Annotated in this window: 15 protein-coding genes; 12 read left to right on the top strand and 3 right to left on the bottom strand. The window is 59.2% G+C overall.

What is annotated here, in order from left to right; genetic code table 11:
* Position 1: 1 nt before the first annotated feature.
* The gene (locus ACZRMS_RS12975) at positions 2-1,276 is read left to right on the top strand and encodes a uracil-xanthine permease family protein (RefSeq protein WP_463995571.1); all 1,275 of its coding nucleotides are present in this window, start codon (positions 2-4) and stop codon (positions 1,274-1,276) included.
* A gap of 107 nt (positions 1,277-1,383) precedes the next feature.
* Here the strand turns inward: ACZRMS_RS12975 and hemH are convergent, their stop codons facing one another.
* Complete coding sequence (hemH, locus tag ACZRMS_RS12970; RefSeq protein ID WP_463995570.1) at positions 1,384-2,409, bottom strand: ferrochelatase; 1,026 nt, start codon at positions 2,407-2,409, stop codon at positions 1,384-1,386.
* A 13-nt stretch (positions 2,410-2,422) separates the two neighbouring features.
* Positions 2,423-3,325, bottom strand: coding sequence for a TIGR01777 family oxidoreductase (locus tag ACZRMS_RS12965; protein ID WP_463995569.1), 903 nt, complete (start codon positions 3,323-3,325; stop codon positions 2,423-2,425).
* A gap of 191 nt (positions 3,326-3,516) precedes the next feature.
* Here ACZRMS_RS12965 and ACZRMS_RS12960 point away from each other — a divergent pair, with 191 nt between their 5' ends.
* The 11 genes from ACZRMS_RS12960 (at position 3,517) to ACZRMS_RS12910 (ending at position 13,244) form a co-directional block, all read left to right on the top strand.
* Complete coding sequence (locus ACZRMS_RS12960; protein ID WP_463995568.1) at positions 3,517-4,503, top strand: NAD(P)/FAD-dependent oxidoreductase; 987 nt, start codon at positions 3,517-3,519, stop codon at positions 4,501-4,503.
* Complete coding sequence (locus ACZRMS_RS12955) at positions 4,500-4,715, top strand: TIGR02450 family Trp-rich protein (protein WP_463995567.1); 216 nt, start codon at positions 4,500-4,502, stop codon at positions 4,713-4,715. The genes ACZRMS_RS12960 and ACZRMS_RS12955 overlap by 4 nt, the downstream gene beginning before the upstream one ends.
* 122 nt (positions 4,716-4,837) lie before the next feature.
* On the top strand, positions 4,838-5,806 hold the full coding sequence (locus ACZRMS_RS12950; RefSeq protein WP_463995566.1) for a DUF1722 domain-containing protein: 969 nt from the start codon (positions 4,838-4,840) through the stop codon (positions 5,804-5,806).
* Between the two features lie 2 nt (positions 5,807-5,808).
* Positions 5,809-6,744, top strand: coding sequence for a MerR family transcriptional regulator (locus ACZRMS_RS12945; protein WP_463995565.1), 936 nt, complete (start codon positions 5,809-5,811; stop codon positions 6,742-6,744).
* 15 nt (positions 6,745-6,759) lie between these two features.
* Positions 6,760-8,205 carry a deoxyribodipyrimidine photo-lyase gene (gene phrB, locus ACZRMS_RS12940; RefSeq protein WP_463995564.1) on the top strand — a complete coding sequence of 482 codons (1,446 nt, stop codon included), beginning with the start codon at positions 6,760-6,762 and terminating at the stop codon, positions 8,203-8,205.
* A complete protein-coding gene (locus tag ACZRMS_RS12935) occupies positions 8,198-8,968 on the top strand; it encodes an SDR family NAD(P)-dependent oxidoreductase (protein WP_463995563.1) in 771 nt (256 codons plus the stop codon). Before phrB ends, ACZRMS_RS12935 begins: the two co-directional genes overlap by 8 nt.
* The gene (locus tag ACZRMS_RS12930) at positions 8,965-10,212 is read left to right on the top strand and encodes an NAD(P)/FAD-dependent oxidoreductase (RefSeq protein WP_463995562.1); all 1,248 of its coding nucleotides are present in this window, start codon (positions 8,965-8,967) and stop codon (positions 10,210-10,212) included. The genes ACZRMS_RS12935 and ACZRMS_RS12930 overlap by 4 nt, the downstream gene beginning before the upstream one ends.
* Entirely contained in the window at positions 10,209-11,009 is an 801-nt protein-coding gene (locus ACZRMS_RS12925) for a DUF1365 domain-containing protein (protein WP_463995561.1), read from the top strand. Before ACZRMS_RS12930 ends, ACZRMS_RS12925 begins: the two co-directional genes overlap by 4 nt.
* On the top strand, positions 10,996-12,267 hold the full coding sequence (locus ACZRMS_RS12920; protein WP_463995560.1) for a class I SAM-dependent methyltransferase: 1,272 nt from the start codon (positions 10,996-10,998) through the stop codon (positions 12,265-12,267). Before ACZRMS_RS12925 ends, ACZRMS_RS12920 begins: the two co-directional genes overlap by 14 nt.
* A gap of 13 nt (positions 12,268-12,280) precedes the next feature.
* A complete protein-coding gene (locus ACZRMS_RS12915) occupies positions 12,281-12,766 on the top strand; it encodes a DUF2878 domain-containing protein (protein ID WP_463995559.1) in 486 nt (161 codons plus the stop codon).
* 172 nt (positions 12,767-12,938) lie between these two features.
* Positions 12,939-13,244, top strand: coding sequence for a YkgJ family cysteine cluster protein (locus ACZRMS_RS12910; protein ID WP_463995558.1), 306 nt, complete (start codon positions 12,939-12,941; stop codon positions 13,242-13,244).
* 10 nt (positions 13,245-13,254) lie between these two features.
* Here the strand turns inward: ACZRMS_RS12910 and ACZRMS_RS12905 are convergent, their stop codons facing one another.
* Positions 13,255-13,773, bottom strand: coding sequence for an acyloxyacyl hydrolase (locus ACZRMS_RS12905; RefSeq protein ID WP_463995557.1), 519 nt, complete (start codon positions 13,771-13,773; stop codon positions 13,255-13,257).
* Between the last annotated feature and the right edge of the window lie 61 nt (positions 13,774-13,834).

Below are 13,834 nucleotides of genomic sequence, written 5' to 3'. Positions count from 1 at the left end.
CATGCAGGACGAGTTCAACGACCCGCTCTGGCGCCAGATCATATCTGGCGCGCAGATGCTTTTCGTGGCCTTTGGCGCGTTGGTGTTGATGCCACTGATTACCGGCCTCGACCCTAACGTCGCGCTGTTCACGGCGGGTCTCGGGACTCTGCTGTTCCAGATCGTGACCCGGCGCCAGGTGCCGGTCTTTCTGGCTTCGAGTTTCGCTTTCATTACCCCGATCATTCTCGCCAAAGGCCAGTTCGGCCTGGCAGCGACCATGGGCGGCGTGATGGCAGCCGGTTTCGTGTACACCTTCCTCGGCTTCGCGGTAAAGATCAAAGGCACCGGTTTTATTGACCGTTTGCTGCCGCCAGTGGTGATTGGGCCGGTGATTATCTCCATCGGCCTGGCGATGGCGCCGATTGCCGCGCACATGGCCATGGGCCGTGCTGAAGACGGTACCGAGCTGATCCACTACCAGACCGCCATGATGATCTCGATGCCAGCCTTGCTGACCACCTTGATTGTGGCCGTATTCGGTAAAGGGATTTTCCGTCTGGTGCCGATCATTGCCGGCGTGCTGGTGGGCTTTGCCCTGGCGTTCTACTTTGGCGTAGTCGATACGGCCAAAATCGCTGCAGCACCGTGGTTCGCCCTGCCGCACTTCACGGCTCCCGAGTTCAACTGGCAGGCGATTCTGTTTATCGTCCCCGTGGCCCTGGCCCCGGCCATTGAACACATCGGCGGCGTGATTGCCGTGGGCAGCGTGACCGGTCGTGACTACCTGAAAAAACCGGGCCTGCACCGCACGCTGTTCGGTGACGGCATTGCCACCACCGCAGCCGGCCTGCTGGGCGGACCGCCCAACACCACCTACGCCGAAGTGACTGGCGCAGTGATGCTGACCAAGAACTACAACCCGAAAATCATGACCTGGGCCGCGATCTTCGCCATCAGTCTGGCGTTTGTCGGCAAGTTCGGCGCACTGCTGCAAAGCATTCCGGTGCCGGTGATGGGCGGGATTCTGTGTCTGCTGTTCGGCTCGATTGCAGCGGTGGGCATGAACACCCTGATCCGCCACCAGGTTGACCTGAGTGAAGCGCGCAATCTGGTGATCGTGTCGGTAACGCTGGTATTCGGGATTGGCGGTGTGCTGATCGGTACAGGCATGGGCCCTGAAGACTTCGGTCTCAAGGGCATCGCGTTGTGCGCCATCGTTGCGATTGCGCTTAACCTGCTCCTGCCGGGCAATGACAGCTGGAAACACAAGAAAGGTGACGGCCCCGTCATCTGACCTGTAATCCCTGCGGGAGCGGGCTTGCTCGCGATTGCATCACCTCTATCCAACAGATAGACCGCGTTGACTGCATCGCGAGCAAGCCCGCTCCCTCAGGGGTTTTTCTAAAGCGCCATCGGCGCCCTTTCACACAACGTGTTCAATGCTGCCGCCCACTGCGGGCTGTCATTGAGACACGGCACCAGCACCAACTCCTCGCCCCCCGCCTCAATGAACTGCTCGCGACCGCGATCACCGATCTCTTCCAGGGTTTCGATGCAGTCGGCCACAAACGCCGGGCACATCACCAGAATCTTCTTCACTCCCTGTTTGGCCAACGCATCCAGCCGTGCCTCGGTATAGGGTTCAATCCACTTGGCCCGCCCCAAACGGGACTGGAACGCCACCGACCACTTGCCCTCGGGCAGGCCCATACGCTCCGCAAAAGCCTGCGCCGTTCGCAAACACTGCGCCCGGTAACAGGTCGCCAAAACGGCGGGCGAGGCATTCTGGCAGCACTCTTCATTCTTGAAGCAGTGATTGCCGGTCGGGTCCAGCTTGTGCAAATGCCGTTCAGGCAAGCCGTGAAAGCTCAGCAACAGGTGATCGTAGTCCTGCTCCAGATGCGGCCTGGCACTGGCCACCAGCGCATCGAGGTATTCGGGCTGATCATAAAACGGCTGCAGGATGGAGAACTGAATGGGCAGCTTTCGGGTTTTGACCACCCGCCTGGCCTCTTCAATCACCGTGGTGACGGTGCTGTCGGCGAACTGTGGATACAGCGGCGCCAACGTGACCTTTTTGATGCCCTGAGCGGCCAGGCGGGTCAGTACCGTTTCAATGGAAGGTTCGCCGTAGCGCATGGCCAGTTCAACCGGGCCCTGGGTCCACTCCTTGGTCATGGCCTGCTGCAAGCGGCGACTGAGCTCAACCAGCGGCGAGCCCTCCTCCCACCAGATTGAGGCATAGGCATGGGCGGACTGCTCCGGACGCTTGATCAGGATCAGCGACACCAGCAAACGCCGTACCGGCCACGGCAAGTCGATCACGTACGGGTCCATCAAAAACTGGTTCAAGTAGCTGCGTACATCCGCTACCGAAGTAGACGCCGGCGAACCCAGGTTAACCAGCAACAGCGCGTGGTCGGTCATGCAACATCCTATTTCAGAGGCGGGCGGCTACGTCATTGAGCGCCGCACGCAAATCGGTGAACTGAAAAGTAAAACCGGCAGCCAGCAATTTTTCGGGCATCGCCCGCTGGCCACCCAGCAACAAACCCGACATCTCGCCCAGCAACACGCGCAACACAAAGGTGGGCATGGGCATAAACGCCGGGCGGTGCAACACGCGGCCCAGGGTCTGGGCGAACTCAGCATTGCGTACCGGATGCGGCGCGCAGGCATTATAAGGACCGCTTGCCCCATTCTCATGCACAAGAAAATCAATCAGGGCTATTTGATCGTTGATGTGAATCCACGGCATCCATTGCCGACCATTGCCTATCGGCCCGCCCAGCGCCAGCTTGAAAGGCAGCAGCAGGCGCGACAAAAAGCCGCCCTCGGCTGCCAGCACCAGCCCCGTACGCACCAATACCACGCGTATGCCCAAGGCTTGAGCCCGCTGCGCGGTTTCTTCCCAGGCAATGCACAGGTGGCTGGCAAAATCTTCGCTGACCGGGGGCGACTCCTCGGTCAACTCACGCTCACCGCCGTCGCCATACCAGCCCACGGCCGAGCCGGACACCAACACCGCTGGCCTTTGCTCGCGGGTTTCAAGCCAGGCAACAAGGGTCTCGGTTAGGGAAATGCGACTGCTCCACAGCACAGTCTTGCGTTTGCGCGTCCAGGGCCGGTCGGCAATGGGCGCACCGGCCAGGTTGATCACGGCATCAACCGCTTCCTGGCCAAGTTCTTCCAGTGCAGCTATACCCTTGACCTGAGCACCGCACAACTTGGCCACTTGCTCGGGGCGCCGGCTCCATACACTGAGACGATGGCCTTGCGCCAGCCAGTGACGACAGAGTTGGCGACCGATCAAGCCTGTACCGCCGGTCAGCAAAATGTGCATGAGTTGAGCCTCGCAAGGAGTTTTATCGGGAGCACTGGTCTATTTTTATATGAAGACCTTTTATCGGTCATCGACCTGATTTAAGGATAGGCCACATGGATCTGAAAGAAGCTCTAAAACCTATACTAACAAATAAAATTGTACAGGTATTGCCGACGGCGTAGTCTGTGCAAACAGAGATCGAGGCCATAATGACTGTACCTATCGCGATTATTGGCGCCGGCATAGCCGGGCTGGCAGCAGCAAAGTCACTGCACAATGCAGGGCATGCGGTTCATCTTTTCGATAAAAGTCGTGGCAGCGGCGGGCGCATGTCGAGCAAGCGCAGTGATGTTGGCGTACTGGACCTGGGGGCTCAGTATTTCACCGCACGGGACCGGCGCTTTGTCGATGAAGTCCAGCAATGGCAAGCCAAAGGCTGGGCCGTCGAGTGGGAACCGCACCTGTACCACTATAAAAACGGCCAGTTGACCCCCTCCCCCGACGAGCAAACCCGCTGGGTCGGCAAGCCGCGCATGAGCGCCATCACCCGAGGCCTGCTGGGGCATTTGCCGGTCAGTTTCTCGTGCCAGATCACTGACCTGATACGCGGTGAAAAGCATTGGCACCTGCTGGACGCCGACGGTGACGAACACGGCCCTTTCAGCCACGTAATCATCGCCACCCCGGCGCCGCAAGCCACCTCCCTGCTGGCCAGCGCGCCCAAATTGGCAAGTACCGCTGCCGGTGTAAAAATGGAACCTGCCTGGGCAGTCGCCCTGGCCTTCGAATCACCGCTCGACACGCCGATGGAAGGTTGCTTCGTACAAGGCAGCCCGCTGGACTGGCTGGCCCGCAACCGCAGCAAGCCCGGACGTGACAGCCAGCCCGACACCTGGGTTTTGCACGCAACCAGTGCCTGGAGCAAACAGAACCTCGACTTGCCCAAAGAGGCGGTCATCGAACAATTGCACGGCGCCTTTGCCGAGCTGATGCACTTCCCCACCCCCGCCCCGATTTTCAGCCTCGCGCACCGCTGGCTTTACGCCCGGCCAGCCGCGACCCATGAATGGGGAGCCCTGGCCGATGCCGACCTGGGCCTGTACGCCTGCGGCGACTGGTGCCTGTCGGGACGGGTAGAAGGGGCATGGCTGAGTGGCCAAGAGGCTGCACGCCGACTGATCGAGCACCTGAAGTGAACCGCATCACCCCCCGGAAATTGCTGCTGTCAAAATGGACAGCAGCTGTGCCGCATAACCGTGAAAAACACTTTCTGGTCACCCAGCTGTTTTGCGACGAAGAAGGCACCGTGCTCGATATCGAACTGCAAGCGGTGCTGACCCAGCGCAATCAGCGTTTGACGTGGCAAAGCCTGCAGGATGCGGACGAATGGAAAATGGGCTGGCAATAATCCTTTCGGCAGCACCTCAAATACTTGTACAAGGTAATTGACTTGTACAACGCAAGACCTATGATGAATCCAAGTTGTACATCAATAAAAAGATGTACAAGTAATTCTTGGAGGTTTATCACATGGCCAGCACCGTCTCGTCTCATACCAAACCGAAAATCGCCATCAGCGCCTGCTTGCTGGGAGCAGAAGTTCGCTTCAACGGTGGGCACAAAGAGTCGCGGCTGTGCAGTCAGGCCCTCAGAGAACACTTCGATTTTGTACCCTTGTGCCCTGAAGTCGCCATTGGCCTGGGTATTCCGCGCCAGCCGATCCGGCTGATTGGCGACCCGGCTCAGCCGCAGGCGGTTGGCAGTGTCGATGCGACCCTGAACGTGACCCAGGAGCTATATGACTACGGGGTGACGATGGCCGCCGCGCATACCGATATTTGCGGCTACATCTTTATGCAGAAATCGCCATCCTGCGGGCTTGAGCGGGTCAAGGTGTATCAGGACGGCGGGCGCCCCGCCGAGCTGAGCGGGCGCGGGATTTACGCACAGGCATTTTGCGCCGCACACCCTGACTTGCCAGTAGAAGAAGACGGCCGCCTGAACGACCCCGTACTGCGCGAAAACTTCCTGACCCGGGTGTATGCGTACAGCGCCTGGCAGGCGTTGCTCAACGCGGGCATCACCCGCCGCTCACTGACAGAGTTTCATGCCCGCTACAAATACCAGCTCATGGCCAACCACCCCGCGCAGTACAAAACCCTGGGCAATCTGCTCGGCACCCTGGGCAAAAGTGACCCACGCAAGATCGCACCGCAGTACTTCAGCGAATTGATGAAAGCCCTCAAGCAATGTGCCACACGCCGCACCCACACCAATGTGCTGCAACACATCAGCGGTTATCTCAAACAGTCCATCAGCGCCGAAGACAAACAGGAAATGCAGCACCTGATTGCCCAATACCTGCACGGCATTGTGCCGCTGGTGGTGCCACTGACACTGCTCAAGCATCACTTTCGCCTGCACCCGGCTCCCTACATTTCAAGGCAGGTCTATCTGCAGCCGCACCCGGAAAACCTCAGCCTGCGTAATGCGATCTGACCATGAATGACGACCTGATCATGTCCAACACCCCCGATGCGGACTACAGCAAGGCGCTGGCCGAGGGCTGGCAGCCGATCCGCGAGGTGGCCCGCATCACTGGCGTGAACGCCGTGACCCTGCGCGCCTGGGAACGGCGGTATGGTCTGATCATTCCCCATCGCACGGCCAAGGGCCATCGCCTGTTCTCGACCGAACACATCCTGCGTATCCGCCACATTCTGACGTGGCTCAACCGCGGGGTAGCCGTCAGTCAGGTCAAACCGCTGCTCGATTCCCTGCCGGCATTTCGCGAACCTGCCGGCAACGACTGGCAGGCGTGGCGCCAGGCCCTGACGCTGGCGATCGGAGAGCTGTCCGAACGCAGGCTCGATGACAATTTCAATCAGGTCATGTCGCTGTATCCGGCCCATACCCTGTGCGAGCAATTGTTGATCCCGCTTTTAAGCGAGCTGGAACAACGCTGGCAGGGCCAATTCGGGGCACAGCTGGAGCGCGTGTTCTTCAGCTCATGGCTGCGCAGCAAACTGGGCGCCCGGATCTACCACAACAATCGCTCACTTAAAGGGCCCCCCGCTCTGCTGATCAACCATTCAACCCAGCATTTCGAAGCGCAACTGTGGTTAACGGCCTGGTTGGTCAGCAGCAGCCATTGCCCGGTTGAAGTATTCGACGCTCCCCTGCCCAACGGCGAGCTGGCCCTGGCGGTTGAACGTCTCAAGTCACCGGCCGTGGTGCTCTACTCGAGCCAGACCCTAAACCTCCAACAGTTGCCAAAACTACTCACTGGCATCGGCTGCCCGATCCTGATTGCCGGACCAACGGTATGCATCCATAGCGTCGAACTGGCCGTATGTACGACTGAAATCCCGGGATTGTTCCTGGCTCTTGATCCGCTTGAAGCCCATCAACGGCTCAGCCATCTCGGACTTTTCTAGCCCCAAGGAACCCACATGCAACTGATCTGGCTGCGCAGCGATTTGCGCCACTACGACAACACCGCCCTGGGCGCCGCTGCAGAACGCGGCCCAACCGTGGCCTTGTACCTCATCAGCCCGGAACAATGGCTGGCCCATGACGATGCCCCGTGCAAAGTCGATTTTTGGCTGCGCAACCTGCGAGCCCTGAGCGACAGCTTGCAGCAGCTCAATATCCCGCTGCTGATTCGCACCGCACCGCTGTGGGATCAAGCGCCCGGCGTGGTCCTTGAGGTGTGCCAACAGCTGGGGGTTGAAGCGGTACACGTCAATCAGGAATACGGCATCCACGAAACCCGCCGCGATCAAGCGGTCGCCCGCGCCCTCGACGCTCAGGGCATCGGCTTTCACAGCTACCTGGACCAATTGCTGTTCAAGCCCGGCAGCGTGCTGACCCAAAGCGGGTCGTACTTCCAGGTGTTCGGCCAGTTCCGCAAGGTCTGCTACAGCCGTTTGCAGATAGCCTTGCCGCCAGTCACCGGCAAACCCCGGGCTCAGGCGCCGCTGTCGATTCAGCGCGATGCGGTTCCCGAATCGGTCACAGGCTTCTCCCCCCCAAGCCAGTCATTGCAGGCGCTATGGCCTGCCGGAGAAGACGAAGCCCGGCAGCGCCTCACACGCTTTGCCGATGAAGCTATCCACGACTACAAAGATCAGCGCGACTTGCCGGCAGTGCCCGGCACCAGCCAGCTATCGGCCTACCTGGCAGCAGGTGTCATCTCACCGCGCCAGTGCCTGCACGCCGCGGTGCAAAGCAACCATGGCGAGTTCGACACTGGCAGTGCCGGTGCTTCAACCTGGATCAGCGAGCTGCTGTGGCGCGAGTTCTACAAACATATTCTGGTGGGCTACCCCAGGGTTTCCCGGCACCGCGCCTTCAGGCCTGACACCGAGTTTTTGCCCTGGCGTGATGCCCCACAAGAGCTGGCCGCCTGGAAACAGGGGCGCACGGGCTTTCCGATCATCGATGCGGCCATTCGCCAGTTACTTGCAACCGGCTGGATGCACAACCGCCTGCGGATGGTGGTGGCGATGTTCCTCACCAAAAACCTGCTGATCGACTGGCGCGAAGGTGAGCGTTTTTTTATGCAGCATTTGATCGACGGTGATCTGGCCGCCAACAACGGTGGCTGGCAATGGAGTTCTTCCACCGGCACAGATTCAGTGCCGTACTTCAGAATTTTCAACCCGCTGAGCCAGTCAGAACGCTTCGACCCTGAAGGGTGCTTCATCAAGCACTGGCTGCCTGAACTGGCGGACCTGAATAAAAAACACGTGCATAACCCCGCTTCGCTTGGCGGACTGTTCGGGGCGGCCAATTACCCGGCCCCCATCGTTGATTTGAGCCAAAGCCGCGACCGCGCCCTGAGCGCTTTCAAAAATCTGCCGTCACGGCAAATGACAGAGGTGAGCCATGGCTGACGTTCGGCGGGTTTGGCTCACAGGCGCCAGCAGCGGGATAGGCGCGCACATGGCAGAAGAGTTGCTGAGCAGCGGTGCCCGGGTGGCGCTGACCGCCCGCACGCAGGAACCCCTGAAAGCCTTGTCCGACCGTTACCCCGGGCAAGTCTTGCTGGTGCCCGGCGACCTGACCGACAGCGCGCAGGTACAGGAAATCGGTAAACGCATCACCCAGGCATGGGGCGCGCTGGACACCGTGATTCTCAACGCCGGGACCTGTGAATATGTCGACGTCCGTCAGTTCGACGCCGCGGTGATCGAGCGTGTGGTGCGCACCAACCTGTTGGCCAGCAGCTACTGCATTGAGTGCGCACTACCCTTGCTGCGCGCAGGCTCGCGGCCGCATCTGGTGGGCGTGGTCAGCTCTGTCACCTACTGGGCACTGCCACGCGCCGAGGCTTATGGCGCATCGAAAGCCGGCCTGCGCTACTTGCTCGAGTCACTGCGTATCGACCTGGCCCAGGAAGGCATTGACGTCACACTCGTCAGCCCCGGCTTTGTCGACACCCCGCTCACCGAAAACAACGACTTCCCGATGCCCATGCGCTGGCCTGCGCAAAAGGCGGCTCAGCATATTTGCCAGCATCTGCACAAACGCCCGCTGGAGATCGCATTTCCCGCACCGTTTATCGTCGCGCTGCGGTTGCTGGCGAACTTGCCAAAACGCCTGCAAGTTGCGCTCAGCAAACGCCTGGCCCGGACCTCTGACGGTAAAGCATCATGAAAATCGCGATCATTGGCAGCGGCATTTCCGGGCTGACCTGCGGCTACTTGCTGCATAAGGCACATGACATCAGCGTGTTCGAAGCCAGTGACTGGGTCGGTGGCCACACCCATACCGTCAATGTGAACGTCAAAGGCCAGGCGTATGCCGTGGACACCGGGTTTATCGTGTTCAACGACTGGACCTACCCCAACTTCATCAAGCTGATGGACCAACTGGGGGTTCGCTCCAAAGCCACAGAAATGAGCTTTTCCGTCCACGACACCGACAGCAGGCTCGAATACAACGGCAACACACTCAACAGTTTGTTTGCCCAACGCAGCAACCTCTTGTCGCCGGGCTTCTGGGGCATGTTGCGCGATATTTTGCGCTTCAATCGCGAAGCCGTCCGCGACCTGGAAGAGCAGCGTATTGCCAGCGACATCCGTCTGGGGGACTACCTGCAGCAACGCGGTTATGGCTCCCGGTTTATCGAGCACTACATCGTGCCGATGGGCGCGGCGATCTGGTCCATGTCGCTGGCCGAGATGCAGGGCTTTCCGCTGCAATTTTTTGTGCGCTTCTTCAAAAACCACGGTTTGCTAAGCGTCACTAATCGCCCGCAATGGCGAGTGATTGAAGGCGGCTCAAGCGCGTATGTGAACCCTCTGAGCGCAGGTTTTGCCGACAAGATCCGTCTGAACTGCCCGGTCAAACGTGTCGAACGCGATAAAGGCGGGGTACTGATCCACAGCGCCGCCGGCAGTCAGTATTTCGACAAGGTGATTTTTGCCTGCCACAGCAATCAGGCGTTGAGAATACTGGCGCGCCCTTCGGTCGCCGAAGCACAAATTCTCGGCGCCATGCCCTATGCCGAAAACGATGTGGTGCTGCACACCGATACTCGCCTGCTGCCTGATCGAAAACTGGCGTGGGCAAGCTGGAATTATCGCCTTGGCAATGCCGGACCAAGGGGCGCTGCGGTCACCTACAACATGAACATCCTGCAGGGTTTTCAGAGCGAGACGACCTTCTGCGTCAGCCTTAACCAGAGCATTGCCATCGACCCTCTCAAAGTACTGGCCAGTTACACCTACGCCCATCCGCAATACAGCCTGGGTGCTGTAGCGGCTCAAGCCCGCTGGCAAGAGTTACTGGGCGCACACCACAGCTTTTTTTGTGGCGCGTATTGGGCCAACGGGTTCCACGAAGACGGTGTCGTCAGTGCGCTGCGCGTCGCGGCGGCCTTTGGCCAGCAATTATGAACAGCGCCCTGTACAGCGGCTGGATCGCCCATCGACGCTTTGCGCCGACCACCCATGCATTCCGCTACCAAATCGGCTTGCTGTATCTGGATCTGGACGAACAGGACGCGGTGCTCGCGCTATCACCACTGGCCGGCAAAAGCCGCTTTGCGCCGTTTTCTTTTCGTGAAACCGATTATCTGAAAACGCACACAGCAACCGGCATGCGCCTGATCGACGCGGTACGTCAGCAAGTTGCCATGGCTTTGGGGCATGCACCGCAAGGCGCGATCTGTTTGCTGACGCAAGCCCGCAGCTGGGGGCTGTCCTTCAACCCGGTGAGTTTCTTTTACTGCTACGAGGCTGACGGAAAACTGGCCGCCATCTTGTGCGAAGTCACCAATACGCCCTGGCGCGAACGCTATCACTACGTGCTCCCGACTCAGGGGGACGGTTTTCAGCATGCCGTCGTGGCCAAGGCCTTTCACGTCTCGCCCTTTCTGCCACGGGATCTGGAATACCGCATGAGCTTCAGCCCGCCGGACACCCGGCTCGGGGTGCATATGGCGGACTGGCTGGGCGACCTGAAAATGTTCGATGCCACCCTCAACCTGCAACGCACGACGCTGGACCGCGCAGGGCTGCATCGGTACTTGCGCCAGTTCCCGTGGATGACCGCCAAAACCTGTCTGGCCATCTACTGGCAAGCCTTGCGCCTGCTGCTCAAGCGCACACCGATTTCCCCCCATCAGGCCGCCGACGGCGCCTTTCGAATTGCCGCCCTGCAACCCAAGGATCAACGCCATGAAGAGCCCTAGCCTGGTTAGCAAACCCTCACTGTCCACGGCCCATAACCTGACCAGCGCATTGCTGCGCCGCGGGGTCATGCGCCAACTGAGCCAGTTGAAAAACGGTCATTTGGTCGTGATCGAAAACGGCGAACGCCTTATGTTTGGTGATTGCAGCGCGGGCCTGGTGGCCGAAGTGCACGTCCACGACACGAACCTCTGGGGCATGATCGCCAGCAGCGGCTCGATTGGCGCGGGCGAAGCGTTCATCCATGGTTATTGGAGCTCACCCGACCTGACCAAGGTGGTCCGGGTACTGGTCAGCAACATGGCGGTGCTCGACGCAATGGAAGACGGGCTGGCACGCCTGGGCCGGCCGCTGATCCGCGGTTTGCACTGGATTAACCGCAATACCCGCAAAGGCTCGCAAAAGAATATTGCCGCGCATTACGACTTGGGTAACGAGATGTTCGAACAGTTTCTCGACCCCACAATGATGTATTCGGCAGCGCAGTTCCTTAGCGATGACGACACCCTGGAGCAAGCCCAGCTCAATAAGTTGCAGCGTATATGCCAGAAACTCGACCTGAAACCCGAAGACCACTTGCTCGAAATCGGCACCGGCTGGGGCAGCATGGCGTTGTTTGCCGCACAGCATTACGGCTGCAAAGTCACCACCACTACCCTGTCCAAGGAGCAATTCGACTACACCAAAGCCCGTGTCGAAGCCTTGGGCTTACAAGATCAGGTGACTTTGCTGCTGGAGGACTACCGCGATTTAACAGGGCAATACGACAAGCTGGTGTCGATCGAGATGATTGAAGCCGTCGGGCATCACTTTTTGCCAGGCTACTTCAAGCAATGCTCCCACCTGCTGAAGCCCCACGGGCTGATGCTGCTTCAAGCCATCACCATCCGCGAACAACGTTACGAGCAGGCCAAAACCAGCGTGGACTTTATCCAGCGCTACATATTCCCCGGTGGCGCGCTGCCCAGCGTGCAAAAAATGCTCGAAATCGTCGGCAACGACACTGACATGAACCTTATGCACATGGAGGACTTTGGCCTGCACTACGCCAAAACCTTGCGTCTGTGGCATGAGAACTTTCGCCGCGCCCACGGGCGTTTAACTGAATTGGGTTACGACGAGTACTTTCTGCGTCTGTGGGAGTTTTACCTGTGCTACTGCGAAGGCGGCTTTCTTGAGCGCAGCATCGGCACCGCGCAATTGTTGTTGGCCAAACCGGCGGCCATGCCTGCGCCGTTGCTCGGGCGGTTCAGTGCTTAGTTCCACGCTTCAGATGCGACTCCTCAATGCCGGGCTGTTCCAGCTCGGCTGGTTCGCCTGTGTGCTGGGAGGCAATAGCCTGTGGTTACTGCTGGCAGGAGCCGCCTTGTTGGCGCATCTGCTGGTGATCAGCCGCTCAATGTCAGACGTGCGCCTAGTCCTCGTCGTCTGTTTAGTCGGTAGCACGGTGGACAGCTTGCTGCTCAATGCCGGGGTTTTCGCGTTCAAGCAATCCGGGGGTTTGATTCCGTTCTGGCTGGTGCTGTTATGGGCACTGCTGGCCATTACCTTGAATCATTGCCTGGCCTGGACCGCCAAGCCTTGGTGGCGTGCTGTTTTGCTGGGTGCTCTCGGCGGGCCGTTGTCGTATTACGCCGGGCAGCGACTGGGGGCGGTGCAATTCCCCCTGGGCCTGTGGCCAACGCTTGCGGGGTTGAGCCTGTTGTGGGCGGGGTTGTTTCCGGCGCTGCAATGGCTGGCGGGCAAACAAAAAACTTAATGATCTGCACAGCATCTGCTCGCGAAGGTCTCAAGAGCGCCGTATTTATCCAGTAAACACTCGTTATCGTTAACGACTTTCGCGAGCAGGCTCGCTCCCGCACCAGGGTTATGACAGACACTTTATCAGCCGATTTACACCTGCCAGCAACACTGCCTTACACTGCGCGCCTATGACCAACATCCCCCTGACCGAAATCAACGAACCCGCCGTCACCTGTTCGACGTGTGCGGCGTGCTGCTGCCAACTGGAAGTGATGCTCATCACCGACACCGGCGTGCCCGAACGCTTTATCGACAACGATGACTGGGGCGGTGAGGTAATGCTGCGTCTGGACGATGGCTGGTGCGCGGCCCTGGACCGCAACACCATGATGTGCACCATCTATGAGAAGCGCCCGCTGATTTGCCGCGAGTTCGAAATGGGCGAAGTCGAATGCCTCAACGAGCGCCAGGGCATTGCGACGGCGTATCGCTAACCCACGAGTCCTACAGCGACAGCGTGTAATGCAGCGCGTAGCTTTCTACGCCGTCATTGGTGCTGGATATGCCCGCATTGGAGTAGTGAGTCGCGCGAATCCCGACCTCATGCCCACCCGCAAAGCGCAAACCAAAACCCAGGCGGTCCTCAAACTGGAAAGCCGTTCCCAGCCTGTTGCCTTCGACTTCAGTGTGCGAGAACAACGCAACTCCAATCCCGGCCTCCACATAAGGGTTAACCCTTTCACCGGCAAATTCGTACACAAATACGGGCGAGAACGACAGGCTGTTACTCGAGGATGACTTGTCACCTTCCCAGTAGGTGTAAGCCCCGTCCCAGTATCCGGTCAGACGCCCCGTGTCGCTTTGCATCCAGCTTTTGTCCCAATCGGACTTCAAGCCCAGACGCCAGGTCATGGTCGATTCGCTGGTATGCCCCACCCCAAATTCAAGCCCGGCAGCCTGTGCCGTAATACTGTGCCCCAGTACAGCGGCTGCAATCGCAACCAAACCAAACAGTCGATTCATAAGAAAATCCTATTTCATATGCCTATGTCAGTTGTTATGCGCCTCATCAGGCAGACGTTAT

The organism is Pseudomonas sp. B424 (genome assembly GCF_055408345.1).
Note: the sequence above shows the minus strand (reverse complement) of the source record. Positions and strands in the feature narration are given on the sequence as shown.

Excerpts from the sequence above, each read along its gene's own strand:
- ACZRMS_RS12975 (WP_463995571.1), top strand. The coding sequence starts at position 2 with ATGCAGGACGAGTTCAACGACCCGCTCTGGCGCCAGATCATATCTGGC.
- hemH (WP_463995570.1), bottom strand. The coding sequence starts at position 2,409 with ATGACCGACCACGCGCTGTTGCTGGTTAACCTGGGTTCGCCGGCGTCT.
- ACZRMS_RS12965 (WP_463995569.1), bottom strand. The coding sequence starts at position 3,325 with ATGCACATTTTGCTGACCGGCGGTACAGGCTTGATCGGTCGCCAACTC.
- ACZRMS_RS12960 (WP_463995568.1), top strand. The coding sequence starts at position 3,517 with ATGACTGTACCTATCGCGATTATTGGCGCCGGCATAGCCGGGCTGGCA.
- ACZRMS_RS12950 (WP_463995566.1), top strand. The coding sequence starts at position 4,838 with ATGGCCAGCACCGTCTCGTCTCATACCAAACCGAAAATCGCCATCAGC.
- ACZRMS_RS12945 (WP_463995565.1), top strand. The coding sequence starts at position 5,809 with ATGAATGACGACCTGATCATGTCCAACACCCCCGATGCGGACTACAGC.
- phrB (WP_463995564.1), top strand. The coding sequence starts at position 6,760 with ATGCAACTGATCTGGCTGCGCAGCGATTTGCGCCACTACGACAACACC.
- ACZRMS_RS12935 (WP_463995563.1), top strand. The coding sequence starts at position 8,198 with ATGGCTGACGTTCGGCGGGTTTGGCTCACAGGCGCCAGCAGCGGGATA.
- ACZRMS_RS12930 (WP_463995562.1), top strand. The coding sequence starts at position 8,965 with ATGAAAATCGCGATCATTGGCAGCGGCATTTCCGGGCTGACCTGCGGC.
- ACZRMS_RS12925 (WP_463995561.1), top strand. The coding sequence starts at position 10,209 with ATGAACAGCGCCCTGTACAGCGGCTGGATCGCCCATCGACGCTTTGCG.
- ACZRMS_RS12920 (WP_463995560.1), top strand. The coding sequence starts at position 10,996 with ATGAAGAGCCCTAGCCTGGTTAGCAAACCCTCACTGTCCACGGCCCAT.
- ACZRMS_RS12915 (WP_463995559.1), top strand. The coding sequence starts at position 12,281 with ATGCGACTCCTCAATGCCGGGCTGTTCCAGCTCGGCTGGTTCGCCTGT.
- ACZRMS_RS12910 (WP_463995558.1), top strand. The coding sequence starts at position 12,939 with ATGACCAACATCCCCCTGACCGAAATCAACGAACCCGCCGTCACCTGT.
- ACZRMS_RS12905 (WP_463995557.1), bottom strand. The coding sequence starts at position 13,773 with ATGAATCGACTGTTTGGTTTGGTTGCGATTGCAGCCGCTGTACTGGGG.